At 63.0% G+C, this 23,784-nt stretch carries 25 protein-coding genes and 1 other RNA gene; 7 read left to right on the plus strand and 19 right to left on the minus strand.

Translation table 11 applies throughout. The features are described 5' to 3' along the window. Window position 1 precedes the first annotated feature (1 nt). The 9 genes from mraY to rsmI form a co-directional block, all read right to left on the minus strand. Window positions 2-1,084 carry a phospho-N-acetylmuramoyl-pentapeptide-transferase gene (gene mraY, locus C163_RS21515; RefSeq protein WP_025340548.1) on the minus strand — a complete coding sequence of 361 codons (1,083 nt, stop codon included), beginning with the start codon at window positions 1,082-1,084 and terminating at the stop codon, window positions 2-4. Beyond that, the gene (murF, locus tag C163_RS21520) at window positions 1,084-2,451 is read right to left on the minus strand and encodes a UDP-N-acetylmuramoyl-tripeptide--D-alanyl-D-alanine ligase (RefSeq protein WP_025340549.1); all 1,368 of its coding nucleotides are present in this window, start codon (window positions 2,449-2,451) and stop codon (window positions 1,084-1,086) included. Before murF ends, mraY begins: the two co-directional genes overlap by 1 nt. Continuing rightward, window positions 2,444-3,934 carry a UDP-N-acetylmuramoyl-L-alanyl-D-glutamate--2,6-diaminopimelate ligase gene (locus C163_RS21525; protein ID WP_177325770.1) on the minus strand — a complete coding sequence of 497 codons (1,491 nt, stop codon included), beginning with the start codon at window positions 3,932-3,934 and terminating at the stop codon, window positions 2,444-2,446. The genes murF and C163_RS21525 overlap by 8 nt, the downstream gene beginning before the upstream one ends. Further along, window positions 3,931-5,673: a penicillin-binding protein 2 gene (locus C163_RS21530; RefSeq protein ID WP_162276789.1), complete on the minus strand. Its 1,743-nt coding sequence runs from the start codon at window positions 5,671-5,673 to the stop codon at window positions 3,931-3,933. The genes C163_RS21525 and C163_RS21530 overlap by 4 nt, the downstream gene beginning before the upstream one ends. Beyond that, window positions 5,673-5,966 (minus strand): cell division protein FtsL, encoded by a 294-nt coding sequence (gene ftsL, locus C163_RS21535; RefSeq protein WP_025340552.1) that lies wholly within the window; start codon window positions 5,964-5,966, stop codon window positions 5,673-5,675. Before ftsL ends, C163_RS21530 begins: the two co-directional genes overlap by 1 nt. Continuing rightward, entirely contained in the window at window positions 5,963-6,910 is a 948-nt protein-coding gene (gene rsmH / locus C163_RS21540; protein WP_025340553.1) for a 16S rRNA (cytosine(1402)-N(4))-methyltransferase RsmH, read from the minus strand. Before rsmH ends, ftsL begins: the two co-directional genes overlap by 4 nt. Next, entirely contained in the window at window positions 6,907-7,362 is a 456-nt protein-coding gene (gene mraZ / locus C163_RS21545; RefSeq protein WP_004575120.1) for a division/cell wall cluster transcriptional repressor MraZ, read from the minus strand. The genes rsmH and mraZ overlap by 4 nt, the downstream gene beginning before the upstream one ends. A 308-nt stretch (window positions 7,363-7,670) precedes the next feature. Next, window positions 7,671-8,030, minus strand: an RNA gene (gene rnpB / locus C163_RS26025) — RNase P RNA component class A. A 67-nt stretch (window positions 8,031-8,097) separates the two neighbouring features. Further along, on the minus strand, window positions 8,098-8,973 hold the full coding sequence (rsmI, locus tag C163_RS21550) for a 16S rRNA (cytidine(1402)-2'-O)-methyltransferase (protein WP_025340554.1): 876 nt from the start codon (window positions 8,971-8,973) through the stop codon (window positions 8,098-8,100). A gap of 186 nt (window positions 8,974-9,159) precedes the next feature. On the opposite strand from rsmI, the gene C163_RS21555 reads away from it, so the two are divergent. From C163_RS21555 to C163_RS21575, 5 genes are all read left to right on the plus strand, one after another. After that, complete coding sequence (locus tag C163_RS21555) at window positions 9,160-10,977, plus strand: penicillin-binding protein activator (RefSeq protein WP_025340555.1); 1,818 nt, start codon at window positions 9,160-9,162, stop codon at window positions 10,975-10,977. Beyond that, window positions 10,977-11,348 carry a YraN family protein gene (locus C163_RS21560; RefSeq protein WP_013974121.1) on the plus strand — a complete coding sequence of 124 codons (372 nt, stop codon included), beginning with the start codon at window positions 10,977-10,979 and terminating at the stop codon, window positions 11,346-11,348. Before C163_RS21555 ends, C163_RS21560 begins: the two co-directional genes overlap by 1 nt. Before the next feature lie 86 nt (window positions 11,349-11,434). Then, on the plus strand, window positions 11,435-12,028 hold the full coding sequence (locus tag C163_RS21565) for a phosphoheptose isomerase (protein ID WP_012274070.1): 594 nt from the start codon (window positions 11,435-11,437) through the stop codon (window positions 12,026-12,028). Then, window positions 12,025-12,603: a BON domain-containing protein gene (locus C163_RS21570; RefSeq protein WP_015271720.1), complete on the plus strand. Its 579-nt coding sequence runs from the start codon at window positions 12,025-12,027 to the stop codon at window positions 12,601-12,603. Before C163_RS21565 ends, C163_RS21570 begins: the two co-directional genes overlap by 4 nt. Window positions 12,604-12,746: 143 nt before the next feature. After that, window positions 12,747-12,965: a YgdI/YgdR family lipoprotein gene (locus C163_RS21575; protein WP_025340556.1), complete on the plus strand. Its 219-nt coding sequence runs from the start codon at window positions 12,747-12,749 to the stop codon at window positions 12,963-12,965. A gap of 48 nt (window positions 12,966-13,013) precedes the next feature. Here the strand turns inward: C163_RS21575 and C163_RS21580 are convergent, their stop codons facing one another. The 7 genes from C163_RS21580 to rplM form a co-directional block, all read right to left on the minus strand. Next, entirely contained in the window at window positions 13,014-13,445 is a 432-nt protein-coding gene (locus C163_RS21580; RefSeq protein WP_025340557.1) for a ClpXP protease specificity-enhancing factor, read from the minus strand. Between the two features lie 10 nt (window positions 13,446-13,455). Next, window positions 13,456-14,079 (minus strand): glutathione S-transferase N-terminal domain-containing protein, encoded by a 624-nt coding sequence (locus C163_RS21585; RefSeq protein ID WP_025340558.1) that lies wholly within the window; start codon window positions 14,077-14,079, stop codon window positions 13,456-13,458. Between the two features lie 117 nt (window positions 14,080-14,196). Continuing rightward, window positions 14,197-14,976, minus strand: a complete 780-nt coding sequence (locus tag C163_RS21590) for a cytochrome c1 (protein ID WP_025340559.1) — start codon at window positions 14,974-14,976, stop codon at window positions 14,197-14,199. Next, entirely contained in the window at window positions 14,976-16,187 is a 1,212-nt protein-coding gene (locus C163_RS21595; RefSeq protein WP_025340560.1) for a cytochrome bc complex cytochrome b subunit, read from the minus strand. The genes C163_RS21590 and C163_RS21595 overlap by 1 nt, the downstream gene beginning before the upstream one ends. Beyond that, on the minus strand, window positions 16,187-16,780 hold the full coding sequence (gene petA, locus C163_RS21600; RefSeq protein WP_015271723.1) for a ubiquinol-cytochrome c reductase iron-sulfur subunit: 594 nt from the start codon (window positions 16,778-16,780) through the stop codon (window positions 16,187-16,189). Before petA ends, C163_RS21595 begins: the two co-directional genes overlap by 1 nt. Before the next feature lie 263 nt (window positions 16,781-17,043). Continuing rightward, window positions 17,044-17,436, minus strand: coding sequence for a 30S ribosomal protein S9 (rpsI, locus tag C163_RS21605; RefSeq protein ID WP_003260797.1), 393 nt, complete (start codon window positions 17,434-17,436; stop codon window positions 17,044-17,046). Window positions 17,437-17,450: 14 nt separating this feature from the next. Further along, window positions 17,451-17,879: a 50S ribosomal protein L13 gene (gene rplM / locus C163_RS21610; protein WP_003260798.1), complete on the minus strand. Its 429-nt coding sequence runs from the start codon at window positions 17,877-17,879 to the stop codon at window positions 17,451-17,453. 257 nt (window positions 17,880-18,136) lie between these two features. Between rplM and C163_RS21615 the strand changes: the two genes are divergently transcribed. Beyond that, entirely contained in the window at window positions 18,137-19,177 is a 1,041-nt protein-coding gene (locus tag C163_RS21615) for an NADP(H)-dependent aldo-keto reductase (protein ID WP_023662822.1), read from the plus strand. Window positions 19,178-19,451: 274 nt separating this feature from the next. After that, entirely contained in the window at window positions 19,452-20,372 is a 921-nt protein-coding gene (locus tag C163_RS21620) for a GlxA family transcriptional regulator (protein ID WP_075047039.1), read from the plus strand. Window positions 20,373-20,444: 72 nt separating this feature from the next. Here C163_RS21620 and zapE read toward each other — a convergent pair whose 3' ends face one another. The 3 genes from zapE to C163_RS21635 all read right to left on the minus strand — a co-directional run bounded on the left by zapE (window position 20,445) and on the right by C163_RS21635 (window position 23,714). Then, a complete protein-coding gene (gene zapE / locus C163_RS21625) occupies window positions 20,445-21,539 on the minus strand; it encodes a cell division protein ZapE (protein WP_025340562.1) in 1,095 nt (364 codons plus the stop codon). Between the two features lie 164 nt (window positions 21,540-21,703). After that, window positions 21,704-23,053 carry a tryptophan--tRNA ligase gene (locus tag C163_RS21630; protein ID WP_025340563.1) on the minus strand — a complete coding sequence of 450 codons (1,350 nt, stop codon included), beginning with the start codon at window positions 23,051-23,053 and terminating at the stop codon, window positions 21,704-21,706. Between the two features lie 25 nt (window positions 23,054-23,078). Next, window positions 23,079-23,714: an alpha/beta hydrolase gene (locus C163_RS21635; protein ID WP_025340564.1), complete on the minus strand. Its 636-nt coding sequence runs from the start codon at window positions 23,712-23,714 to the stop codon at window positions 23,079-23,081. Window positions 23,715-23,784 lie beyond the last annotated feature (70 nt).

Consider the following 23,784-nt stretch of genomic DNA (forward strand, 5'->3'; position numbering starts at 1 on the left):
TCTACCTCAGTTTCAGGGTTGCAAGGCCGACCAGCACCAGGATCACGGTGATGATCCAGAAGCGGACGATCACCCGTGGCTCTGGCCAGCCCTTGAGTTCAAAGTGGTGGTGGATCGGCGCCATGCGGAACACGCGCTTGCCGGTCAGCTTGAAGGAGGCAACCTGGATCACCACCGACAGGGTTTCCATGACGAACACGCCGCCCATGATGAACAGCACGATTTCCTGGCGGACGATCACGGCGATGGTGCCCAGCGCGGCGCCCAGCGCCAGCGCGCCGACGTCACCCATGAATACCTGCGCCGGGTAGGTGTTGAACCACAGGAAGCCCAGGCCGGCACCGATCAGCGCGCCGCAGAACACGATCAGCTCGCCCGAGCCCGGCACATAGGGGATCAGCAGGTATTCGGCGAACTTCACGTTGCCCGACAGGTAGCAGAAGATGCCCAGGGCACCGCCGACCATCACCGTCGGCATGATCGCCAGGCCGTCGAGGCCGTCGGTGAGGTTGACCGCGTTGCTCGAACCGACAATGACGAAGTAGGTCAGCACGACGAAGCCGATGCCCAGCGGAATGGTGACATCCTTGATGAACGGCAGGATCAGCGTGGTTTCGACGCTGGTCGGCGCGGTCTTGTACAGGAAGATGGCTGCAGCCAGGCCGAACACCGACTGCCAGAAGTACTTCCAGCGGCTTGGCAGGCCACGCGAGTTCTTTTCGATCACCTTGCGGTAGTCGTCGACCCAGCCGATGGCACCGAATGCCAGGGTAACGATCAGCACCACCCACACGTAGCGGTTGGTCAGGTCGGCCCACAGCAGGGTGCTGACGGCGATGGCGGACAGGATCAGCGCCCCACCCATGGTCGGGGTGCCGGACTTGGACAGGTGCGATTGCGGGCCGTCGTTACGCACGGCCTGGCCGATCTGGCGGATTTGCAGGGTACGGATCATCCACGGCCCCAGCCACAGCGCCAGGGACAACGCGGTCAGCACACCCAGAATCCCGCGCAGGGACAGGTACTGGAAGACCGCGAAGCCTTTGTGGAACTGTTGCAGATACTCGGCCAACAGCAGCAGCATTAATGTTTCTCCCCGCTGGCACCGCACAATGCCGCCACGACGTTTTCCATCGCAGCGCTGCGCGAGCCCTTGATCAAGATAGTGGTGTCGCTGGCATTCTCGGCGCCAACTGCGTCGATCAACTCAGCTTGAGTAGCGAAATGGCGGCCATTGGCGCCGAACGCCTTGACCGCGTGTGTCATGTTGGAACCCACTGCGTACAGGGCGTCGACCTTGCCACGCGCGTAGTCACCCACCTGACGGTGGCCTTCTTCCGCCCATTGCCCCAGTTCGCCGATATCTCCAAGCACCAGGACGGTGCGTCCGGAAAAGCCGGCGAGTATATCAATGGCCGCGCACATGGAGGTGGGATTTGCGTTGTAACTGTCGTCGATCACGCGCACGCCGCTCGGCGCGATCTGCGCCACGGTACGGCCCTTGACCGGCTGCACGGCAGCCAGGCCGGCGGCGATGCCGCTCAGGCTCAGACCAACGGCATGGGCAGCGGCGGCGGCGGCCAGGGCATTGCTGACGTTGTGCTCACCGAGCACATTGAGTTGCACGTCTACCACGTCACCAGCGCCGTGCAGCTTGAACGACGGGCAACCACGGGCATCGCGACCGATGTCCGTGGCATGGAAATCGGCCTTTGCATTGCTGCGGGCGAAGCTGAAGACCTTGTGCGCGCCGGCGCGTGCCTTCCAGATATCAAAGGCCTTGTCGTCCAGGTTGAGGATGGCGATACCACCCTCGCCCAGGCCTTCGAGGATCTCGCCCTTGGCTTCGACGATCTTTTCCGGGCCGCCGAACTCGCCAACGTGGGCGGTACCGGCGTTGTTGATGATGACCACCTGGGGCTGGGTCAGGCCGACGGTGTAGCGGATCTCGCCAATGCGCGAGGCGCCCAGTTCGATCACCGCGGCACTGTGCTCGGGAGCGATCTCCAGCAGGGTCAGCGGCGCGCCGAGGTCGTTGTTCAGGTTGCCGCGGGTGGCGTGCACCAGGCCACGGGTGCGCAGGATGCTGGCGAGCATCTCTTTGACCGTGGTCTTGCCGCTGGAACCGGTGATGGCCACCACCGGCTTGTCGAAGGCAGCACGGTTCAGCGCGCCAAGCTGGCCGAGGGCCAGGCGGCAATCGGCGACCAGCAGCTGCGGCAGGTCGACATCGGCTACTTCACGCTCGACCAGGGCCGCGACAGCGCCCTTGGCCTTCACATCGGCCAGGTAGTCGTGGCCATCGAAGCGCGGGCCGGCCAGGGCGACGAACAGTTGCCCGGCGCCAACACTTCGGCTGTCGATGCTGACGCCGGTGAAGGTGGCGTCGGCACCGACTTGTTGACCACTCAGTGCTGTGGTCAGCTGGCTGAGTGACATCGGCTTAAGCATGTGGAGCCTCCCAGGCTGCAAGTGCCTTTTCGGCCTCGGTCAAATCGGAGAAGTCATGGCGCTCGCCATTGATCTCCTGGTAATCCTCGTGCCCCTTGCCGGCCAGCACGATCACATCGTCGGCAGCGGCAGTGGCGATCAGGTGTGCGATGGCTTCACCACGACCAGCAACGAACTCGACCTCGGCAGGCTTGGCGAAACCGGGGCGGATGTCATCGAAAATGCGCAGCGGGTCTTCAGTACGCGGGTTGTCGTCGGTGACCAGCACGCGGTCGGCCAGGCGCTCGGCCACTTCGGCCATCAGCGGGCGCTTGCCGCGGTCTCGGTCGCCGCCGCAGCCGAACAGGCACAGCAGCTTGCCGTGCGCGTGCGGGCGCAGGGCTTCGAGCACTTTCTCCAGGGCGTCCGGGGTGTGCGCATAGTCGACCACCACCAGCGGCTTGTTGCCCCCACCCAGGCGCTGCATTCGGCCGATCGGCCCCTGCAGCTGCGGGGTGACCTTGAGGATTTCGTCCAGCGCGTAGTCCAGCGCCAACAGGGTCGCCACGGCGGCGAGCATGTTGCTCAGGTTGAAGCGGCCCAGCAACTGGCTGCGCAGGGTACGTTCGCCCTGGGCGGTGACCAGGGTGGCACGCACGCCATCGTCATTGAACACGGCTTCGCGGCAGAACAGCGAGGCCTCCGGGTTCTCCAGGCTGTAGCTGAGCAACCGGGTCTCGATATGGTCGACACTCGGACGGCGGGCAAAATCGGCGGCCAGGCGACGGCCGAAATCGTCATCCAGGTTGACCACCTGGCAGCGCAGGCTCGGCCAGGCGAACAGCTTGGCCTTGGCGGCCTCGTAGGCCTCCATGCTGCCGTGGTAGTCCAGGTGGTCGCGGGACAGGTTGGTCATGACCGCAATGTCGAATTCCAGCGCGGCGACCCGGCCCTGCTCCAGGGCGTGGGAGGAAACCTCCATGGCCACGGCCTTGGCGCCACCTTTCTTGAGGTCGTTGAGGGTCGACTGTACGGCGATCGGGTCGGGCGTGGTCAGGCGACCACTCTGCAGCTCACCATAGAAGCCGGTACCCAGGGTGCCGATCAGGCCGCAACGCTGGCCAAGCAAGTCCAGCGCCTGGGCCACCAGCTGGGTGACGCTGGTCTTGCCGTTGGTACCGGTCACGCCCACCAGGTTCAGCTGGCGGCTCGGTTCGCCATAGAAGCGCCCTGCGATATCCGAAAGCTGGGCGATCAGGCCCTTGACCGGGATGAGCGGCGCGTCGGTGATTGGCAGGACGCTCGCGCCCTGCTCTTCATAGGCCACGGCGGCAGCGCCACGCGCCAGGGCATCGGCGATATGCTCGCGGCCATCGACCTTGGCGCCCGGCACGGCCAGGAACAGATCGCCCGGGCGCACATTGCGGCTGTCCAGGGTCAGTTCACGGATCAGCGGGTCACGGCTGGCGTGAGCGAAAAGCTTGCTCAATGGCATTGTCATCATCCACGCCCTCCCTTGGCGGTTGCTGCTGCATTGACTTGCGATTGTTCGACGGGTGCTGGTGGCGGCAGGTTGTCTGGCGGCACGTTCATCAGGCGCAGGGTGCCGGACATGACCTTGCTGAACACCGGCGCCGAAACCAGGCCGCCGAAGTAGCCGCCCTTGCCTGGTTCGTCGATGACCACGACGATGGCGTAGCGCGGGTCGCTCATCGGCCCGAAGCCGGCGAACAGCGAGCGATAGGCGTTTTCGGTGTAGCCCTTGGAGCCCACGGTGGCTTTACGCGCGGTACCGGACTTGCCGGCCACGTGGTAGAACGGCACCTGGGCGCGGAACACGCCGCGCGGTGCTTCAATCACCTGCTGCAGCATGCCCTGGACGGTTTCGGCGGTTTCCTTCGGAATGGCCTGCACCGCTTCCGGGGCCTTGTCGACCTTGAGGATCGACAGCGGCACCATCTTGCCGTCGTTGGCCAGCGCCGCGTAGGCATGCACCAGCTGCAGGGCGGTGACCGACACGCCATAGCCATAGGACAGGGTCGCGGTCTCTGCCTTGCGCCACTCGCGGTGGTTGGGCAGGTTGCCGACGCGTTCGCCGGGGAAGCCAAGGCCGGTGTACTGACCCAGGCCGACCTGGGACATGACCCGGTAGATGGCCTCGCCGCCGATGTCGAAGGCGATCTTGCTCATGCCGACGTTACTGGAGTTGATGAGGATGCCGGTCAGGTCGAGGATCGGGCCCTCGCTCCTGGACACGTCCTTGATGGTGTAGCGGCCGATCTGCAGGCTGCCCGGGTACACCTCGACCTTGTCGGTCGGCTTCCAGCGGCCACTTTCCAGTGCCGCGCTCATGGAAATCGGCTTGACCGTGGAGCCCGGCTCGAACACGTCGATGATCGCGCGGTTACGCATGGCGGCCGGGAACATGCTGCGACGGTTGTTGGGGTTGTAGGTCGGCTGGTTGACCATCGCCAGCACCTCACCGGTCTTGACGTCCATGATCACCAGGCTGCCGGCCTTGGCGTCCTGCTCGGCAATGGCGTTGCGCAGCTCGCGGGTAGCCAGGTACTGCAGGCGCAGGTCTATCGACAACGCCAAGGTCTTCCCGGCCTTGGCGTTCTTGGTTACCTGGATGTCCTTGATCAGCCGGCCGCGCCGGTCCTTGATCACCTGCCGCTTGCCGGGTACGCCGGCCAGCCACTCGTCATAGGCCAGTTCCACCCCTTCGCGACCGTGGTCGTCGAGGTCGGTGAAGCCGACCATGTGCGCGGTGACATCACCGGCCGGGTAGAAGCGGCGGAATTCTTCCAGGCCGTACACGCCCGGCACTTTCAGGTCGAGTACATGCTGGCCCTGCTCCGGGGTAAGGCCGCGGACCAGATAGATGAACTCTTTGCTGGCCTGCTGGGTCAGGCGCTCGGTCAGCTGCTGCGGGTTCTGCCCCAGCGCTGCCGCCAGCTGTGGCCAGCGGTCCTTGGAGGCCTGCATTTCCTTGGGGTTGGCCCACAGGGTGGTGACCGGGGTACTGACCGCCAGCGGTTCACCGTTACGGTCGGTGATCAGGCCGCGGTGAGCCGGGATAGGGATGTGACGCAGGCTGCGCGCATCGCCCTGGCCCTTGAGGAAGTCACGGTCGACCACCTGCAGGTCGATGATGCGCCAGCAGATGGCACCGACCATCAGCGCCAGCAAGCCGATCACCACGCGGAAGCGCCATGGGTAGAGTGCGCCTTCGAGCTTCATCATGGCGCCACCATCCGTACTTCGTCAGCCGAAGGTACGCGCATCTTCAGTTGCTCGGAAGCCAGGTTTTCGATGCGGCTGGCGGCGGTCCAGGTGCTTTGCTCGAGGATCAGCCGGCCCCACTCGGCCTGGGCCTTGTCGCGTTCGTTCAACTCGCCGTACAGGGTGTTGAGCAACTGACGGTTCCAGTGCGCGCTGTAGGACACGGCGATGGCCGAAATCAGCACGGCAACGAACAGCAGAAGCATCAGGAAGCTTCCGCCTGGCAAGGGTTTGGCAAACAGCCTGCTCACCGCAGTTTCTCCGCCACCCGCATCACGGCGCTGCGCGCCCGCGGGTTGGCCTTGAGCTCGGCTTCGGAAGCGAACTGGGCCTTGCCGATGAGCTTGATTTTCGGCTCGAAGGCCTTGTGCTGAACCGGCAGGTTGCGTGGCAGGTTGTCGGCCTCGCCCTTGACCAGCTTGCGCATGAACAGCTTGACGATACGGTCTTCCAGCGAGTGGAAACTGATGACTGCCAGGCGCCCGCCAACTTCCAGCGCTTCGAGCGCTGCCTCAAGACCGGTCTCTAGGTCGCCCAGCTCGTTGTTGACGTGAATGCGCAGGCCTTGGAAGGCACGGGTAGCCGGGTTCTTGCCCTTTTCCCAAGCCGGGTTGGCCACCTTGAGCACTTCCGCCAGGTCGGCGGTACGGGTGAACGGCTGCTTTTCGCGGCGTTCCACCACAGCACGCGCCATGCGCCCGGCAAAGCGCTCCTCGCCGTATTCCTTGAATACGCGGGCGATCTCTTCCACCGGCGCAGTGGCGATGAACTCGGCGGCGCTGATGCCCTGGTCCGGGTTCATGCGCATGTCCAGCGGGCCATCATTGAGGAAGCTGAAGCCACGCTCGGGATCATCCAGCTGCGGCGAGGAAACGCCCAGGTCCAGCAATACGCCGCTGACCTTGCCATCCAGGCCGCGCTCGGCCACTTCCGCGCCCAGCTCGGCAAAGCTGCGCTGCACAATGACAAAGCGGCCGTCTTCGGCCGCCAGCGCTTGCCCCGTGGCAATCGCCTGTGGATCTTTGTCGAAACCCAGCAGCCGCCCTTGCGGCCCGAGCTTGCTGAGAATCAGCCGGCTGTGCCCGCCGCGGCCGAAAGTGCCGTCCAGATAGCAACCGTCGGCGCGCAGGGCCAATGCCTCGACAGCTTCGTCGAGCAGGACGGTAATGTGGTTGAAGCCGCTATCTATGGTCACAGGATCAGGTCACGCAATTCGTCGGGCATGGCGCCCGGTTGTTGAATAGCTGCAAGGTCGGCTGCCGAAACCGCGTTCCAGGCATCTTCATCCCACAGCTGGAATTTGTTCAGTTGCCCCACCAGCATCGCCTTCTTGTCGAGCTTGGCGTACTCACGCAGACGGGGCGGCACCAGGAAACGCCCGCTGCCATCGAGCTCCAGGTCAACCGCATTACCGATCAGCAAACGCTGCAGGCGGCGGTTTTCCTCACGCAACGATGGCAAGGCACGCAACTTGGCTTCTATCTGTTCCCACTCATCGAGGGGATAAACACACAAGCAGGGGTCAACGGCGTCGATGGTCACGATCAGTTGACCATTGCAACGCGAATCGAGCTCGTCACGGTACCGGCTCGGCATGGCGAGACGGCCCTTGGCATCGAGGCTGACGGCGTTGGCTCCGCGGAACACGGCTGCGATTCCCCACAATGTTAGCTTTTTTGTGCCAGAAAACCCACTTCATCCCACTTTCTGCCACTTGCGCACACTATAGGAATCCGCCCGCAGCACCGTCAAGGCACGTTCGGAAGGAAAAGCCTTACAGGACCGAGATTTAGCGCAATAAAGGAATGCGGAAGGACTACCGAGGAGAAAAAAACACGAGAAAAATCAAACCCACGCAGGCGAATGGAGTTCGAAGTTAAAGTGATTTATTAAGAGTAAGATTTTTTCGGTATTACCAGAGGGCATCTGCTATCGAATAAAGCAGGGAGGGAAAGGTGGAGAGTCGATCTGTAAGCCGGGTTTTGTCGAGGACAGTCATTCCTCTACGACGGCCATCGCTGGACGCCTCTAGCAACCTACCCGGTTCCGACGCGGGCCACGCCTGATGGAACCCTATTTGGTCTTGCTCCGAGTGGGGTTTACCTAGCCACGAACTGTTGCCAGCCGTGCGGTGCGCTCTTACCGCACCTTTTCACCCTTACCGGCACCGAAGTGCTTAGGCGGTTATTTTCTGTGGCACTTTCCGTAGGCTCGCGCCTCCCAGGCGTTACCTGGCACTCTGCCCTATGGAGCCCGGACTTTCCTCCCCCTGCTGTTGCGGAACAAAAGCAGGCAGCGACTGTCCGATCGACTCTCCGCCGCCAAGATTAACGGCACGCGCGCCCGAGAACAAGCAATACCGACATCTACATCAATTTGCCACTACTCGGCTTTCTGCTTTTCCAGGGCCAGTTGATACAGCAGGTTCTTGCGCACCCCGGTAATTTCCGCGGCCAGCGCCGCCGCCCGCTTGAGTGGCAACTCGGCCAGCAGCAGGTCGAGCACCCGCTGCGCCTCGGCACTGATCGCCTGCTCGCCCTCCGGCGCACTCCAGCCACCGACCAGCACCACGCACTCACCGCGCTGCTGGTTGCTGTCGCCGGCAACGAACGCGCGCAGCTCGGCCAGGGGCAGGCCCTTGAGGGTCTCGAAGGCCTTGGTCAGCTCGCGCGCCAAAAGCGCCGGGCGCTCGCCACCGAACACCGCCTCCATGTCCTCTAGGCATTCCAGGATACGGTGCGGGGCCTCATAGAAGATCAGCGTGCGCGGCTCTTCCTTTACCTGCTCCAGGCGCGCCCGGCGTCCCGCTGCCTTGGCCGGCAGGAAGCCTTCGAAGATGAAGCGGTCCGAAGGCAGGCCGGCCGCCGACAGCGCGGCGATCAGAGCGCAGGCGCCCGGCACCGGCACCACGTTCACACCCGCAGCCCGCGCCTGGCGCACCAGGTGGTACCCCGGATCGGAAATCAGCGGCGTGCCGGCATCGGAGACCAACGCCACATTCTCGCCCGCCAGCAGCTTGGTGAGAAAACGCCCGCCCTCGTCGCGCTCGTTGTGCTCATGGCAGGCCGCCAGCGGCGTGTCGATGCCGAAGTGCTGCAGCAGGCGGATCGAATGACGGGTATCTTCCGCCGCGATCAGGGCCACGTCCGCCAGCACCTTCAGCGCCCGGGCGCTCATGTCGTCAAGGTTGCCGATGGGGGTTGCGACCACATACAGCGTCCCCACGGTGGATTTCGAAGCCCCTGCCACATCAGTCACTGCGCACACCTGTCGTTCGGATCAAAGGCGCCATTGTAGCCCGAGCGCCTGCAACAGGGCGCAAAGAACTTCGCCGACGACCGATGGCAGGCCTCCTATAGTGAAGGATCGACACGGCAACATCGCGCCCCGGCCAGCGCTTGGGTACAATTGCCGGCCACCTTGATCGAGTAACAGGACCTTTACATGATCGCTTGCCTGCGGCTGTTCACAGCCCTCTGCCTTGCTGCCTTGCTGGCAGCCTGCGCCAGCTCGCCCTCATCCAGCCTGGGCGAACTGCCACGCACCCCGGACGCCAGCATCGAGCAACTGCTCGAGAAGGCTGCTTCCAGCAAGTCCGCGGAAGACGCCGCCCTGCTGCGCCTGAGCGCAGCCGACCTGGCCTACAAGCAGAAGGATTTCCCACGCGCCGCACGCATCCTCGAGCAGGTGCCGCTGGACACGCTCAAGCCGGCGCAGCAAGTGTTCGCCAGCACCCTCGGTGCCGAGCTGGCCATGAGCCGCAACCAGCCCAAGGCTGCCCTGACCGCCCTGGCCCACCCGAGCCTGCAGCGCGTCGCCGAACTGCCGGAAGAACAGCAAGCGCGCACCTACAGCGTGCACGCGGCCGCCCTCGAAGCCGATGGCCAGGCCCTGGCCGCCGCGCAACAGCGCGTGCTGCTGGCCCCGCTGCTCAGCGGCCAGGCCGCCAGCGCCAACAATGACGCCATCTGGGCCCTGGTCGCCTCGCTGCCGGCAGAGCAACTGCAGCAGCCTGGCAACGACCAGACCCTGGCCGGCTGGACCAGCCTGGCCTTCGCGGTAAAAAGCGCCGGCACCCTGGAACAGCAGCAAGCGGCTATCGACGCCTGGGTCAAGCAGCACCCGGACCACCCGGCCGCCCAGCAACTGCCGCTGGCACTGACCAAGCTCAAGGAGCTGGCCAGCCAGCCGCTGACCAAGATTGCCCTGCTGCTGCCTCAGGAAGGCCCGCTGGCCGGTGTTGCCCGCGCCCTGCGTGACGGCTTCATGGCTGCGCATTTCCAGGCCCAGCAAGCCGGCCAGCAGGCGCCAGCCGTGCAGGTATTCGACAGCTCGCGCATCGGTTCGCTCGACGACTTCTATCGCCAGGCCCAGGCCGCAGGCGTACAGCTGGTCATCGGCCCACTGGAAAAACCGCTGGTCAAGCAACTGGCTGCCAAGCCACAACTGCCGATCACCACCCTGGCCCTGAACTACGCCGACGCCGGCCAGAAGGCGCCGCCGCAGCTGTTCCAGTTCGGCCTGGCTGCCGAAGACGAAGCCCGTGAAGTGGCCCGCCGCGCCCGCGCCGATGGCATGGTCCGCGCCGTGGCCCTGGTGCCGAGCGGCGAATGGGGCGACCGCGTGCTTGCCGCCTTCCGCCAGGACTGGGAAGGCAATGGTGGCACCCTGCTCGCCGCCGAGCGCATCGCCCAGCCGGTCGCACTGGCCCAGCAGATTGCCGACCTGTTCCAGCTGCGCCAGAGCGAAGGCCGCGCCAAGAGCCTGCAGAGCACGGTAGGTGGCAGCATCGCCGCGCAGCCGTCGCGCCGCCAGGACATCGACTTCATCTTCCTCGCCTCGACCCCGCAACAGGCCCAGCAGATCAAGCCGACCCTGAACTTCCAGTACGCCGGTGACGTACCGGTCTACGCCACCTCGAACCTGTACAGCGCCAGTGGTGACGTCAACCAGTACAACGACATGAACGGTATCCGCTTCTGCGAAACCCCGTGGCTGCTCGATACCAGCAACAGCCTGCGCCAGCAGGTCGTGCAGCAGTGGCCGCAAGCCGCCGGCAGCCTGGGCCGCCTGTATGCCATGGGCGTCGACGCCTACAGCCTGGCGCCGCGCCTGGGCCAACTGAAAGCGCTGCCGGACAACCGCGTACTGGGCCTTTCGGGCAGCCTGAGCATGAACGCCAACCAGCGTGTCGAGCGCCAGCTGCCCTGGGCCGAGTTCGTCGGCGGCCAGGTCCAGCGCCTGCCTGACACCGCCCGCTGATGGCAGCAGCGTCGCCCACCAGCGCCGGGCAGGCAGCGGAAACCCAGGCCCTTGAATACCTTCAAGGGCAGGGCTTGCAACTGCTGGCGCGCAACTGGCGATGCAAAGGCGGTGAGCTTGATCTGGTCATGCTCGACGCCGATACAGTAGTATTCGTCGAAGTCCGCTACCGGTTGCACGCGGGCTTCGGTGGCGCCCTCGGCAGTATCGACGGGCGCAAGCAGAAACGGTTGGTGCTCGCCGCCAGCCTGTTCCTGCAGAAGGAGCCCCACTGGGGCAACCACCCCTGCCGCTTCGACGTAGTCGCCCTGCAGGGCAGCCACCATGCAGGCAGACCGCTTCAATGGCTGAAAAACGCCTTCGAATGCTGAACCCACTCCGATTTTTTTGCTCTATGTTTCGCGGGCTGGTCGTTGTTGCGCGTAGCAAAGGCCACCGCCCCACTTAAGGTCACCAGATGGACATGCAATCCCGAATTCGCCGGCTGTTCCAGGCCAGCATCGATACCAAGCAACAGGCAATGGACATCCTGGCACCGCACATCGAGCAGGCCAGCCTGGTCATGGTCAATGCACTGCTCAACGAGGGCAAGATGCTCGCCTGCGGCAACGGCGGCTCGGCCGGCGATGCCCAGCACTTTTCCTCGGAGCTGCTCAACCGCTTCGAGCGCGAACGCCCGAGCCTGCCGGCCATCGCGCTGACCACCGACAGCTCGACCCTGACCTCGATCGCCAACGACTACAGCTACAACGAAGTCTTTTCCAAGCAGATCCGCGCGCTGGGCCAGCCCGGTGACGTTCTGCTGGCGATCTCCACCAGCGGCAACTCGGCCAACGTGATCCAGGCGATCCAGGCCGCACATGACCGCGAAATGATTGTCGTAGCATTGACGGGTCGCGATGGCGGCGGCATGGCTTCGTTGCTGCTGCCCGAAGACGTGGAAATCCGCGTACCTTCGACGGTTACCGCGCGCATCCAGGAAGTCCACCTGCTGGCGATCCACTGCCTGTGTGATCTGATCGACAGCCAACTGTTCGGGAGTGAAGAATGACCCCTATGCGCCTCGGCCTTATGGCCCTGACCCTGTGCCTGAGCGTTACTGGTTGCAGCTCGGTACTGACCTCTACCCGCAATTCGCCAATCGAGGACGATCGCGGCACGCGCACCATCGGCAGCAAGATCGACGACTCGCTGATCGAAACCAAGGCCTCGGTCAACATCGCCAAGGCCAGCCCTGACCTGGACAAAGGTTCGCACATCGTTGTCAGCAGCTACAACGGCATCGTCCTGCTGGCCGGCCAGACCCCGCGCGCCGACCTCAAGAGCCTTGCCGAGCAGACTGCCAGCCAGGTACAGCGGGTCAAGAAAGTGCACAACGAGCTGCAGGTGATGCAGCCCTCCTCCATCCTGGCGCGCAACAACGACGCCTGGCTGACCACCAAGATCAAGACCCAGATGCTGACCGACAATGCCGTGCCCAGCTCGCGCATCAAGGTGATTACCGAGAACGGCATCGTCTACCTGCTCGGCCTGGTGACCCAGCAGGAGGCCAACTCGGCCACTGCCGTGGTACAGGGCGTTTCGGGTGTGCAGAAGATCGTCAAGCTGTTCGAGTACATCGACTGATTCATTAGCCTGTACCGGCCTCTTCGCGGGCTTGCCCGCTCCCACAGGGATACGCTAAACCCTGTGGGAGCGGGCAAGCCCGCGAAGAGGCCGGTACAGGCAAGCACAACACCTTGTCTTTTCAGAAATCCAGGAAACACCGCATGAAAAAGCTTCTGCTGCCTGCCCTGCTGTTCGGCACTTTCGCCACCCTGGCCGGCTGCTCCACACCAAGCCTGATCACCCTCAACGATGGTCGTGAAATCCAGGCCGTCGACGTACCGGAATTCGACCGCGACGCCGGCTTCTACGAGTTCCAGCAACTCGACGGCAAGCGTACCCGCATCAACAAGGACCAGGTACGCACCATCAGCGACCTGTAAGTCAGGGCTGGTAAAGAAAAAGGCGATCCGGTTGGATCGCCTTTTTTGTTACTTGACCACTTTCAGGCTTGGCCGGCCAGTCGGGCGTGGCGGCTGGCCACCACCTTCTGGCGGGCCATTGTCGTCCGGCTGCACATCATCATCTTCCGGCTCATCGTCATCCATCACGGGCGGCTCCAGCTCGAAGACCATACCCTGGCCATTTTCGCGGGCATAGATACCCAGGATGGCGCCAACCGGCACGTACAGCGAGTGAGCCACGCCACCGAAGCGGCCCTCGAAGCTGACCGCGTCGTTGTCCATGTGCAGGCTGCGCACTGCACTTGGCGAGATGTTCAACACGATCTGGCCATCACTGGCGAAACCGTCCGGGACCTGGACCTTCGGGAATTCGGCATTGACCAGCATATGGGGCGTGCAATCGTTGTCGACGATCCACTCGTACAGTGCTCGAACCAGATAGGGGCGACTGGAGTTCATCAACGGCTCCTTAAAGCTTGCGCATTTCACGTTCTACAGAGGACAGGCTCGCCTGGAAAGGCTCGCGGGCGAACTGCCGCTCCATGTAATCCAGCAGCGGCTTGGCTTGCCGCGGCAACTCGATACCCAACACCGGCAGACGCCAGAGGATGGGCAGTAGACAACAATCGACCAGGCTTTGCTCCTCACTCATGAAGCAGGCGTACTCGCCGAACAACGGCGAGACCCCGGTCAGGCTCTCACGCAACGCCTTGCGCGCTTCGGCTCGGCCAGCCTCGCTGCTGCGCGGGTCGAGCACGGTATCGGCCAGGGAGCACCAGTCGCGCTGGATGCGGTGCATCAGCAAGCGGCTGTTGCCCCGCGCAACCGGGTACACCGGCATCAGCGGCGGATGTGGATAACGCTCCTCGAGGTATTCCATCACCACGGTCGACTCATACAGCGCCAGGTCACGGTCGACCAGGGTCGGCACGCTGCCGTAAGGGTTCACCTCGGCCAGCTTGGGCGGCAGGCGACTGGGGTCGACATCGATGACCTGCACGCTGATACCCTTCTCGGCCAGCACGAGGCGTACCCGATGAGAATAGTGATCAGCGGGGTCGGAATAGCAGGCTAACCTGTTGGTTGCGCCCATGTAGCGCCTCCTCGCACGGGATGCTTGTGAAACTGTAAATGAAAACGCGCCCGTGGTGACCTGGCAGATCTGCCAGGCCACCACGGGCGCGTTCAACAACCAGAAACTACTGCGTGATCAGTGCACGTCCTTCCAGTATTCACGCTTGAGCAAGTAGGCGAATACGAAGAAGAAAGCCAGGTACAGCAACACGTAGGTACCGATGCGCTGGCTTTCCAGTTTGACCGGGTTGGCCGAATAGGCCAGGAAGGTCACCAGGTTCTTGACCTTCTCGTCGAACTGCTCGGTCGTCAGGGTACCGGAATTCGGCGTAATGGTCAGCTGGTCGCAGGCTTCATGGGTGATCGGGGCGCCGGTCAACGGGTCGAATTGCTTCTTGCCATCGGTCACGGTCTGCACCTGTTTGCAGCCGACGTACTGGTTGCCCTGCAGGCCAACCAGCACGTTTGGCATGCCAACGTTCGGGAACACCTTGTTGTTCACCCCATAAGGCCGCGACGGGTCCTCATAGAAGCTGCGCAGGTAGGTGTACAGCCAGTCGGTGCCACGCACCCGCGCCACCAGGGTCAGGTCTGGCGGTGCGGCGCCGAACCAGGTCTTGGCGTCACTGGGCTTCATGCCGATCTGCATGTGGTCACCGATCTTGGCACCGGTGAACACCAGCTTCTCGAGCATCAGCTCGTGGGGGATGCCAAGGTCATCGGCCACCCGCTCGTAACGCTGGAACTTGGCACTGTGGCAACCCATGCAATAGTTGGCAAAGGTACGCGCACCGTCCTGCATGGCGGCCTTGTCGCCCAGGTCGATCTCGACCTTGTCCAGCTCCAGGCCCGTTTCGGCCGCGAAGGAAAAGGCAGGCATCACTGCCAGCAAAAATACTGCAATCAACTTTTTCATCAGCCAGTCACCCTTTCCGGAACCGGTTTGGTCTTCTCGAGCCTTGTGTAGAACGGCATCAGCAGGAAGTAGGCGAAGTACAACACCGTGCACACCTGCGACAGCAAGGTACGCCCAGGTGTCGGCGCCAGTACGCCCAGCACGCCGAGGATGACGAAGGCCACGCAGAACACCAGCAGGAAGAGCTTGCTGATCCAGCCCTTGTAGCGCATGGAGCGCACCGGGCTGCGGTCGAGCCAGGGCAGCACGAACAACACGGCAATGGCCGCACCCATGGCGATGACGCCCATCAGTTTGTCAGGCACCGCACGCAGGATCGCGTAGAACGGCGTGAAGTACCACACAGGCGCAATGTGCTCGGGTGTCTTGAAGGCGTTCGCCTGCTCGAAGTTAGGTTTCTCCAGGAAGTAACCGCCCATTTCCGGGAAGAAGAACACCACGGCGCAGAACACGAACAGGAACACCACCACGCCGACAATGTCCTTGACGGTGTAGTACGGGTGGAACGGGATACCATCCAGCGGGATACCGTTCTCGTCCTTTTTCTTCTTGATGTCGACGCCATCGGGGTTGTTCGAACCCACTTCGTGAAGGGCGAGGATATGCAGCACCACCAGGCCGAGAATCACGATCGGCAGGGCAACCACGTGCAGGGCGAAGAAGCGGTTCAGGGTGATACCCGAGATCAGGTAGTCACCGCGGATCCACTGGGTGAGGTCGCCACCGATTACCGGAATGGCACCGAACAGCGAGATGATCACCTGGGCACCCCAGTACGACATCTGGCCCCACGGCAGCAGGTAGCCCATGAAGGCTTCGGCCATCAGCGCCAGGTAGATCAGCATGCCGAACAGCCACACCAGTTCACGCGGTTTCTGGTAGGAGCCGTAGAGCAGGCCGCGGAACATGTGCAGGTAGACCACGATGAAGAACGCCGATGCACCGGTCGAGTGCAGGTAGCGCAGGATCCAGCCGTATTCCACGTCACGCATGATGTACTCGACCGAGGCGAACGCCTCTTCCGCCGAGGGCGTGAAGCTCATGGTCAGCCACACACCGGTGACGATCTGGTTGACCAGCACCAGCAGCGCCAGGGAGCCGAAGAAGTACAGGAAGTTGAAGTTCTTGGGCGCGTAATACTTGCTCAGGTGGTCTTCCCACATCTTGGTGGCGGGGAAGCGAGCATCAATCCAGTCCATGAACTTGCTCATCATGCGTTCTCCTGGTCAACGCCGATGACGACGATCTCGTCCGACTCGTAAGAGTGCGGTGGCACGGGCAGGTTGAGAGGCGCCGGCTGCGACTTGTAGACGCGGCCGGCCAGGTCGTAGTGGGAGCCGTGGCACGGGCAGAAATAGCCACCGACCCATTTCGGGCCAAGGTCGGCGGGTGCGACTTCCGGACGGAAGGTGGGCGAGCAGCCCAGGTGTGTGCACAGGCCGACAAGGATGAGGATTTCCGGCTTGATCGAACGAACCTGCGGGTCGACGTAGGTGGGCTGTACCGAGGCCTTGGACTCGGGGTCAGCCAGGTCACCGACGACCTTTTTCAGGTTACCGAGGATCTCGTCCGTTCGCCGCACGATGAACACCGGCTGGCCACGCCACTCGGCCACCATCTGCTGCCCGGCCTCGACCTTGGCGATATTGACCTTCACCGGTGCACCCGCGGCTTTCGCCTTGGCACTGGGAAACCATGACCCCACGAACGGTACCGCAGCCCCCACTGCCCCCGCTGCCCCGACTACAGATGTCGCGGCTACGAGGAAGCGGCGCCGGCCTGCGTTGACGCCGTCATTGCTCATTCAGTCCTCTCCCATCAGCTTGCTTGGCCAGTTGGACCTGGCCTGTACTTAGGTAATGTCTGTGGCACTAAAAATTGGCCGCCATGGTAAGAAACAAATCCACACACTGACAAGGTGATTACCCGGGGAACGGGCTACAACCCTCGCTTTGCTTGATCTGCGTCTATGCGGCAAGTCGTCACCGACATGCTGACAGGTTAGTTCAAGACATAAAAAAAGCCCGGTTCCAAGGAACCGGGCTTTTTTCGACTGCCGAAGCGGTATTAACGCTTGGAGTACTGAGGACGCTTACGCGCTTTACGCAGACCCACTTTCTTACGCTCAACTTCACGAGCGTCGCGGGTGACGTAGCCAGCACGACGCAGAGCGCCACGCAGGGTTTCGTCGTATTCCATCAGAGCGCGGGTGATACCGTGACGGATCGCACCGGCTTGACCGCTGACACCACCACCGGAAACGGTGACGTAGATGTCGAACTTCTCGACGGTTTCGGTCAGCTCGAGCGGCTGACGAACAACCATGCGAGCGGTTTCGCGACCGAAGAACACGTCCAGAGAACGGTTGTTGATGGAAATGTTACCAGTACCCGGACGCAGGAATACGCGAGCGGTTGCGGTCTTGCGACGGCCAGTGCCGTAGTTTTGAGTCGCCGACATAATGAACTATCCCGTTAGATCTTCAGTTCTTGAGGCTGCTGAGCAGTGTGTGGGTGAGCAGCACCCGCGTACACTTTCAGCTTGCGGTACATGTCGCGACCCAGCGGGTTCTTCGGCAGCATGCCTTTGACCGCAGTTTCGATAACACGCTCAGGGGCCTTGGCGATCAACTTCTCGAAGTTGATTTCCTTGATACCGCCCGGGAAACCGGAGTGGGAGTAGTACATCTTGTCGGAAGACTTGGCACCAGTCACACGAACCTGCTCGGCGTTGATGACGACGATGTAGTCGCCGGTGTCAACGTGAGGGGTGTATTCTGGTTTGTGTTTGCCACGCAGACGGCTAGCGATTTCGGTAGCCAGACGACCCAGGGTCTGGCCAGCGGCGTCGACTACGAACCACTCGCGCTTTACTGTTTCCGGTTTAGCAGTAAAAGTTTTCATTCTCTAAAGCCTCAGAGGCCGCCCAGCGAAAAATAGACGGCGAATCTTACTGGATAGTGCACAGCTTGCCAAGGGCAAGCGCGCAGCCGAACGCTGACGCTTTTGGGGGCTCGGGTCAGGCACGCCAATGTTCGACGGGGTTCTTCCTGCGTGGTGGTGCATCACTTCCGCCACACGGAGAGGGGCCGAATTATCCAGATTGCGCGAAAAATTTCAACCTGCTTTGATGGGCTTCTTTGTCAAGGAGTGTCTACCCGATGGAATACCGCCAGCTCGGCCGTACCGACCTCAATGTCAGCGCCCTGTGCCTGGGCACCATGACCTGGGGCGAGCAGAACGTCCAGGCCGAGGCCTTCGAGCAGATTGCCCGGGCCAAGGCCGCCGGGGTCAACTTCATCGACACCGCCGAGATGTACCCGGTGCCGCCCCGCCCCGAAACCTACGCCGCCACCGAGCGCATCATCGGCAACTGGTTCCGCGCCAATGGCGATCGCGACGACTGGGTGCTGGCCAGCAAGGTCGCCGGCCCCGGCAACGGCATCAGCCACATCCGCGACGGCCAGCTCAAGCACAACCGCCAGCACATCGTCGCCGCGCTGGACGAGAGCCTCAAGCGCCTGCAGACCGACCGCATCGACCTGTACCAGCTGCACTGGCCCGAGCGCAGCACCAACTTCTTCGGCAAGCTGGGCTACCAGCACCTGCCACAGGACCACTTCACCCCGCTGGAAGAAACCCTCGAAGTGCTCGACGAGCAGGTGCGCGCGGGCAAGATCCGCCACGTCGGCCTGTCCAACGAAACGCCTTGGGGCACCATGAAGTTCCTGCAACTGGCCGAAAGCCGCGGCTGGCCGCGAGCGGTGTCGATCCAGAACCCGTACAACCTGCTCAACCGCAGCTTCGAGGTGGGCCTGGCGGAAGTGGCCATCCGCGAGCAGTGCGGCCTGCTGGCCTATTCGCCGCTGGCGTTCGGCATGCTTTCCGGCAAATACGAGAACGGCGCACGCCCGGAAAACGCACGCCTGACCCTGTTCAGCCGCTTTGCCCGCTACTCCAACCCACAGACCGTGGCGGCCTGCAGCCGCTATGTGCAGCTGGCCCGCGAGCACGGCCTGGACCCGGCACAGATGGCCCTGGCGTTCGTCACCCGGCAGCCGTTCGTGACCAGCAACATCATTGGCGCGACCAGCCTCGAGCAGCTGGACAGCAACCTTGCCAGCCTCGAGCTGAGCCTGAGTGATGAACTGCTGGCGGCGATCGAGGCGATTCACCAGGAGCAACCGAACCCGGCGCCTTGAGCCGGACCCTGTGCTGGTTTCTTCGCGGGCTCGCCCGCTCCCACAGGACCTCACCGCCCCTCAGGCCTGCGGGGTACCTGTGGGAGCGGGCAAGCCCGCGAAGAAACCAGCGCGGTGTAGCAGGCTAGACACAATCGCCAAAAAATAAGACGATCCAGCCGGTGATTGACCACTCTACCCTATAAGAACAATGACAATGATGTTTACCCAACCCTCCGCGTCGCTGCGGCGCGTCAGCATCCTGGCCATTGACAAGGTGTTCGCTTCGACCTTGATGCAGGCCAAGGATTTCTTCCACCTCGCCAGCTTGCGCTACAGCAAGCAGCTGGGCCTGGGCCTTCAGCCCATGTTCGAGATCCGTCTGGTGAGCCCGGACGGCCAGCCCGTGGACAGCTTCAGCAATGTGCAGCTGCCGGTCGAAGGCGGCCTGGACGACGCCGATGTGATCATCCTCCCGGCATTCTGGGACGACTTCGACAACCTGCTGCAACGTTATCCACAGGTGCTACCGTGGCTGCGTGAACAGCATGCACGTGGCGCTGTGCTGTGCGCCGAGGCCAGTGGCGTGTTCTGGCTGGCCGAGTCCGGCCTGCTCGACGGCAAGGAAGCGACCACCTACTGGCGCTTCTTCAACAGCTTTGCCGAACGCTTCCCGAAGATCCGGCTGAACCAGGACAAGCACCTGACCGACGCCGACAACCTGTACTGCGCCGGCGGCACCACCTCGGCCTGCGACCTGTACATCTACCTGATCGAACGCTTCTGTGGCGCCAACGTGGCCCGCGCCGTGTCCCGGGACATCCTCTACGAAGTGCAACGCAACTACACCCCCGGGCGCATGGGCTTTGGCGGGCAGAAGCTGCACCAGGACCTGATCATCCTGCAGATCCAGCACTGGCTGGAGGAACACTTCGCCGACAAGTTCCGCTTCGAGGACGTGGCCCGCAACCACGGCATGAGCATTCGCAATTTCATGCGCCGCTTCCAGGGCGCGACGGGTGACAAGCCGCTGCACTACCTGCAACGGCTACGGATCGAGACGGCCAAGGGGTTGCTGTCGAGTACGCGCAAGAGCATCAAGACCATCAGCTATGAGGTCGGATATGACGATGCCAGTTTCTTTGCGCGGCTGTTCCGTCAGCACACCGAGTTGTCGCCGAACCAGTATCGGCAACAGTTCATGCAGGAGGCTTGAGGCCAATGGGGCTGCTCTGCAGCCCATCGCGACACAAGTGTCGCGAAAGGGCCGCAAAGCGGCCCCGGATTCTCAGGGCTTGTGCGCCCGCGCCAGAAACTCGTGCGACTGCATCTCCAGCAAGCGGCTCAGGGTACGCTGGAACTCGAAGGCCAAGCGCCCACCGGTATACAGGTCCTTCAGCTCCACCTCGGCCGAGATGATCAGCTTGACGTTGCGGTCGTAGAACTCGTCCACCATGTTGATGAAGCGGCGGGCGATGTCGTCGGTGGTGACACCCATCTGCTCCACGTTGCTCAACAGCACGGCATGGAAGATCTTGCCCAGTTCGATGTAGTCGTTCTGGCTGCGGGGGCCGTCGCACAGGGCGCGGAAGTCGAACCAGGCCACGTCGTCACAGGTAAGCAGGGCATTGATCGGGCGATTCTCGATCATCAGCACGTCGTTCTCGACCGCCTGGGTGCATTCAGGGGTCAGCGCCTTGAAGCTGGCGCGCAGGCTCTGGTGCGCCGCCTCATCGAGCGGGTAGTGGTACAGCTCGGCCTGCTCCAGGTGACGCAGGCGGTAGTCGACCCCGCTGTCGACGTTCACCACCTCGGTGTACTGCTTGATCATGGCGATGGCGGGCAGGAAGCGCGCGCGCTGCAGGCCGTCCTTGTACAGGCCGTCCGGCACGATGTTGGAAGTAGCCACCAGCGATACGCCGTTCTTGAACAACTCTTCCATCAGGGTGCCGAGGATCATCGCGTCGGTAATGTCCGATACGAAGAATTCGTCGAAACAGATGACCTTGGCTTCTTCGCTGAAGCGCTTGGCAATGATGGTCAGCGGGTTCTTCTCACCCTTGAGGGTTTTCATTTCCTCGTGCACACGCTTCATGAAGCGGTGGAAGTGCGTGCGCATCTTCTGCTTGAACGGCAGCGCCTCGAAGAAGGTATCGACCAGGTAGGTCTTGCCTCGCCCTACCCCACCCCAGAAGTACAGGCCCTTGACCGGGGTCTGCTCCTTCTTGCCGAACAGCTTGCCGAACACGCCCGGCTTGTTGTTCTGCGCGTGCACCAGGTCGTCGTACAGGCGCTGCAGGTGACGCACCGCAGTTTCCTGCGCCGCGTCATGGAAGAAGTCGGGACGTTTCAGATCTGCTTGATATCGTTCTAGGGGCGTCATGATTCGTTAGCGAGGCAACAAAAAACGGGCCGTCACTGTAGCGACAGGCCCGCTTAATGGCAATGCGACTTGCGTCAATATGCCTCATCCAGACCAACTAAGTGCTGGATGGCACCGGCTTTGCCGGTGTTCGCGGGTAAACCCGCTCCTACAGGCGAAATGCCTCAGTCCGGTTGAGGCGCAAGCGCTGCACGCAGGCTTTCAATGGCCGAATCACGGGCTTCGGCGCTGTCGAACTGCGGCCCGTCGGCAACCTGTTCGCCGTTCAGCCACAGCCCAAAGCCCAGCCCTTCGACGCGCACATCCGCCTCGCCGCCTTGCTGCAGCTGCTTGCTCACGGCGCCGGCGCTCTTGCCGTCGGCGAAGCTGCGCGACAGCAGCAGCTGTTCGCCGTCAGCGGCAAGCAGGCGGAAGCGGAAGCTGCCGTCTTCATCGCGGAAGCTGACGAAACGCGCACTCTTGGCAGCCTTCTTCTTCACTTCGGTGCTGGCCTGCACGCTGCTGCGGAACGAACGCAGGCCAACGGCCTCGCGCAGTTGCTCGAGGAATGGCGTGGCGATCTTGCGAGCCTTGGCGGCACCGGCCAGCAGGATGTCTTCCAGGTCCGCCGGGCGGGCGATCAGCTGGTGGTAGTACTCGCGCTTCTCGGCCAACTGGCCGTCCAGCAGCTGGAACAGGCGCTGCTTGGCCTCGCCCCAGCCCAGGCCCTGCAGCAGCTCTTCACGGAACTCGGCGCACTGCGCCGGCGTCGAGAAGGCCTGGAACAGGGTGAACAGGTGCGCGTTGTCCGGGTCTTTCGCTTCGCCAGGCGCACGCGAGTCGGTGACGATGCGCGAGATGGCGTCTTTCATCTCCTTGGCGCTGGTGAACAGCGGGATGGTGTTGTCGTAGCTCTTGGACATCTTGCGCCCGTCCAGGCCCGGCAGGGTCGCCACACTCTCCTCGATCACCGCTTCCGGCAGGGCGAAGAAGTCCTTGCCCTGGCCGAACAGGTGGTTGAAGCGTTGGCCGATGTCGCGGGCCATTTCCACGTGCTGGATCTGGTCACGGCCGACCGGCACCTTGTTGGCGTTGAACATCAGGATGTCCGCGGCCATCAGCACCGGGTAGCTGTACAGGCCCATGGTCACGCCGGCATCCGGGTCTTCGCCGTTTTCCAGGTTCTTGTCCACCGAGGCCTTGTAGGCGTGCGCGCGGTTGAGCAGGCCCTTGGCGCTGACGCAGGTCAGCAGCCAGGTCAGCTCGGGGATTTCCGGGATATCGGACTGGCGGTAGAAGGTCACCTTGTCCGGATCGAGGCCACCGGCCAGCCAGGTGGCGGCGATTTCCAGGCGCGAACGCTGGATGCGCAGCGGGTCGTCGCACTTGATCAGGGCGTGGTAGTCGGCCAGGAAGTAGAACGAGTCGACACCGGGCTGCTGGCTGGCACGGATCGCCGGGCGGATGGCGCCGGCGTAGTTGCCCAGGTGCGGAGTGCCGGTGGTGGTGATACCGGTAAGAATGCGCGTGGTCATGGGTGTTCGCTTATTCAGGCTTGGCTCAGTTCGAAAGGCGCGGCAGCAGCAGATCCTTCAGATCGGTCAGCTTGCCATGGAAGAAGTGTCCGCATTCTGCCACTTTCAGCAGCTCATGGGGGCGCGACAGGCTGTCGGACCATTCGTAAACCAGCTGCGGGGCGACGACTTCGTCGGCGTCCGGCTGCACCACGGTGAGCGGGCAGCGCTGCGGCAGCGGGAAATCCGCCGTCAGGCGCATGACCGCCGGGGCGATCATGAACAGCTGCTGCAGCTCTACACCGGCGGCCTCCAGGCGGCCGGCCAGGCTGGTGGCGACGAAGCCACCGAACGAGAAGCCCATCAGCACCAGCGGCAGGCCCAGATGCTTTTCGCGCAGCCAGGCCGCAGCGGCCTCGGCATCGGCCACCTCGCCAGCGCCCATGTCATGGGTGCCGGCGCTCTGCCCGACGCCACGGTAGTTGAACCGCAGGGTCACGTAGCCGGCGTCGCGGGCGGTGCGTTGCAGGGTCGAGACCACCTTGTTGAGCATGGTGCCACCCTGGACCGGGTTGGGGTGGCAGATCAGCACCGCGCCACGTGCATTGGCCACGTCCAGGTACAAGGCTTCCAGCTGGCCGCTGGGGCCATCGATGAACAAGGGGGTTTCGCGGACAAGCAAGGCACTACTCCGTGACCTCGGAAGGGGTCGATTCGTCTAGGTGAGGAATTCTGTTCTGATTTGCGATCGC

The organism is Pseudomonas sp. FGI182 (assembly GCF_000511325.1).
Classification (GTDB): Bacteria; Pseudomonadota; Gammaproteobacteria; order Pseudomonadales; family Pseudomonadaceae; genus Aquipseudomonas; species Aquipseudomonas putida_Z.

Bases quoted from the DNA above. Each gene is read 5' to 3' on its own strand.
- rpsI (WP_003260797.1), bottom strand. From the start codon at position 17,436: ATGTCGGCGACTCAAAACTACGGCACTGGCCGTCGCAAGACCGCAACC.
- murF (WP_025340549.1), bottom strand. From the start codon at position 2,451: ATGCTTAAGCCGATGTCACTCAGCCAGCTGACCACAGCACTGAGTGGT.
- mraY (WP_025340548.1), bottom strand. From the start codon at position 1,084: ATGCTGCTGCTGTTGGCCGAGTATCTGCAACAGTTCCACAAAGGCTTC.
- C163_RS21585 (WP_025340558.1), bottom strand. From the start codon at position 14,079: ATGGGCGCAACCAACAGGTTAGCCTGCTATTCCGACCCCGCTGATCAC.
- C163_RS21595 (WP_025340560.1), bottom strand. From the start codon at position 16,187: ATGAGCAAGTTCATGGACTGGATTGATGCTCGCTTCCCCGCCACCAAG.
- petA (WP_015271723.1), bottom strand. From the start codon at position 16,780: ATGAGCAATGACGGCGTCAACGCAGGCCGGCGCCGCTTCCTCGTAGCC.
- C163_RS21570 (WP_015271720.1), top strand. From the start codon at position 12,025: ATGACCCCTATGCGCCTCGGCCTTATGGCCCTGACCCTGTGCCTGAGC.
- C163_RS21530 (WP_162276789.1), bottom strand. From the start codon at position 5,673: ATGAAGCTCGAAGGCGCACTCTACCCATGGCGCTTCCGCGTGGTGATC.
- zapE (WP_025340562.1), bottom strand. From the start codon at position 21,539: ATGACGCCCCTAGAACGATATCAAGCAGATCTGAAACGTCCCGACTTC.
- C163_RS21580 (WP_025340557.1), bottom strand. From the start codon at position 13,445: ATGAACTCCAGTCGCCCCTATCTGGTTCGAGCACTGTACGAGTGGATC.
- C163_RS21615 (WP_023662822.1), top strand. From the start codon at position 18,137: ATGGAATACCGCCAGCTCGGCCGTACCGACCTCAATGTCAGCGCCCTG.
- C163_RS21630 (WP_025340563.1), bottom strand. From the start codon at position 23,053: ATGACCACGCGCATTCTTACCGGTATCACCACCACCGGCACTCCGCAC.
- C163_RS21560 (WP_013974121.1), top strand. From the start codon at position 10,977: ATGGCAGCAGCGTCGCCCACCAGCGCCGGGCAGGCAGCGGAAACCCAG.
- C163_RS21575 (WP_025340556.1), top strand. From the start codon at position 12,747: ATGAAAAAGCTTCTGCTGCCTGCCCTGCTGTTCGGCACTTTCGCCACC.
- C163_RS21555 (WP_025340555.1), top strand. From the start codon at position 9,160: ATGATCGCTTGCCTGCGGCTGTTCACAGCCCTCTGCCTTGCTGCCTTG.
- C163_RS21525 (WP_177325770.1), bottom strand. From the start codon at position 3,934: ATGATGACAATGCCATTGAGCAAGCTTTTCGCTCACGCCAGCCGTGAC.
- C163_RS21620 (WP_075047039.1), top strand. From the start codon at position 19,452: ATGCAGGCCAAGGATTTCTTCCACCTCGCCAGCTTGCGCTACAGCAAG.
- C163_RS21565 (WP_012274070.1), top strand. From the start codon at position 11,435: ATGGACATGCAATCCCGAATTCGCCGGCTGTTCCAGGCCAGCATCGAT.
- rplM (WP_003260798.1), bottom strand. From the start codon at position 17,879: ATGAAAACTTTTACTGCTAAACCGGAAACAGTAAAGCGCGAGTGGTTC.
- C163_RS21590 (WP_025340559.1), bottom strand. From the start codon at position 14,976: ATGAAAAAGTTGATTGCAGTATTTTTGCTGGCAGTGATGCCTGCCTTT.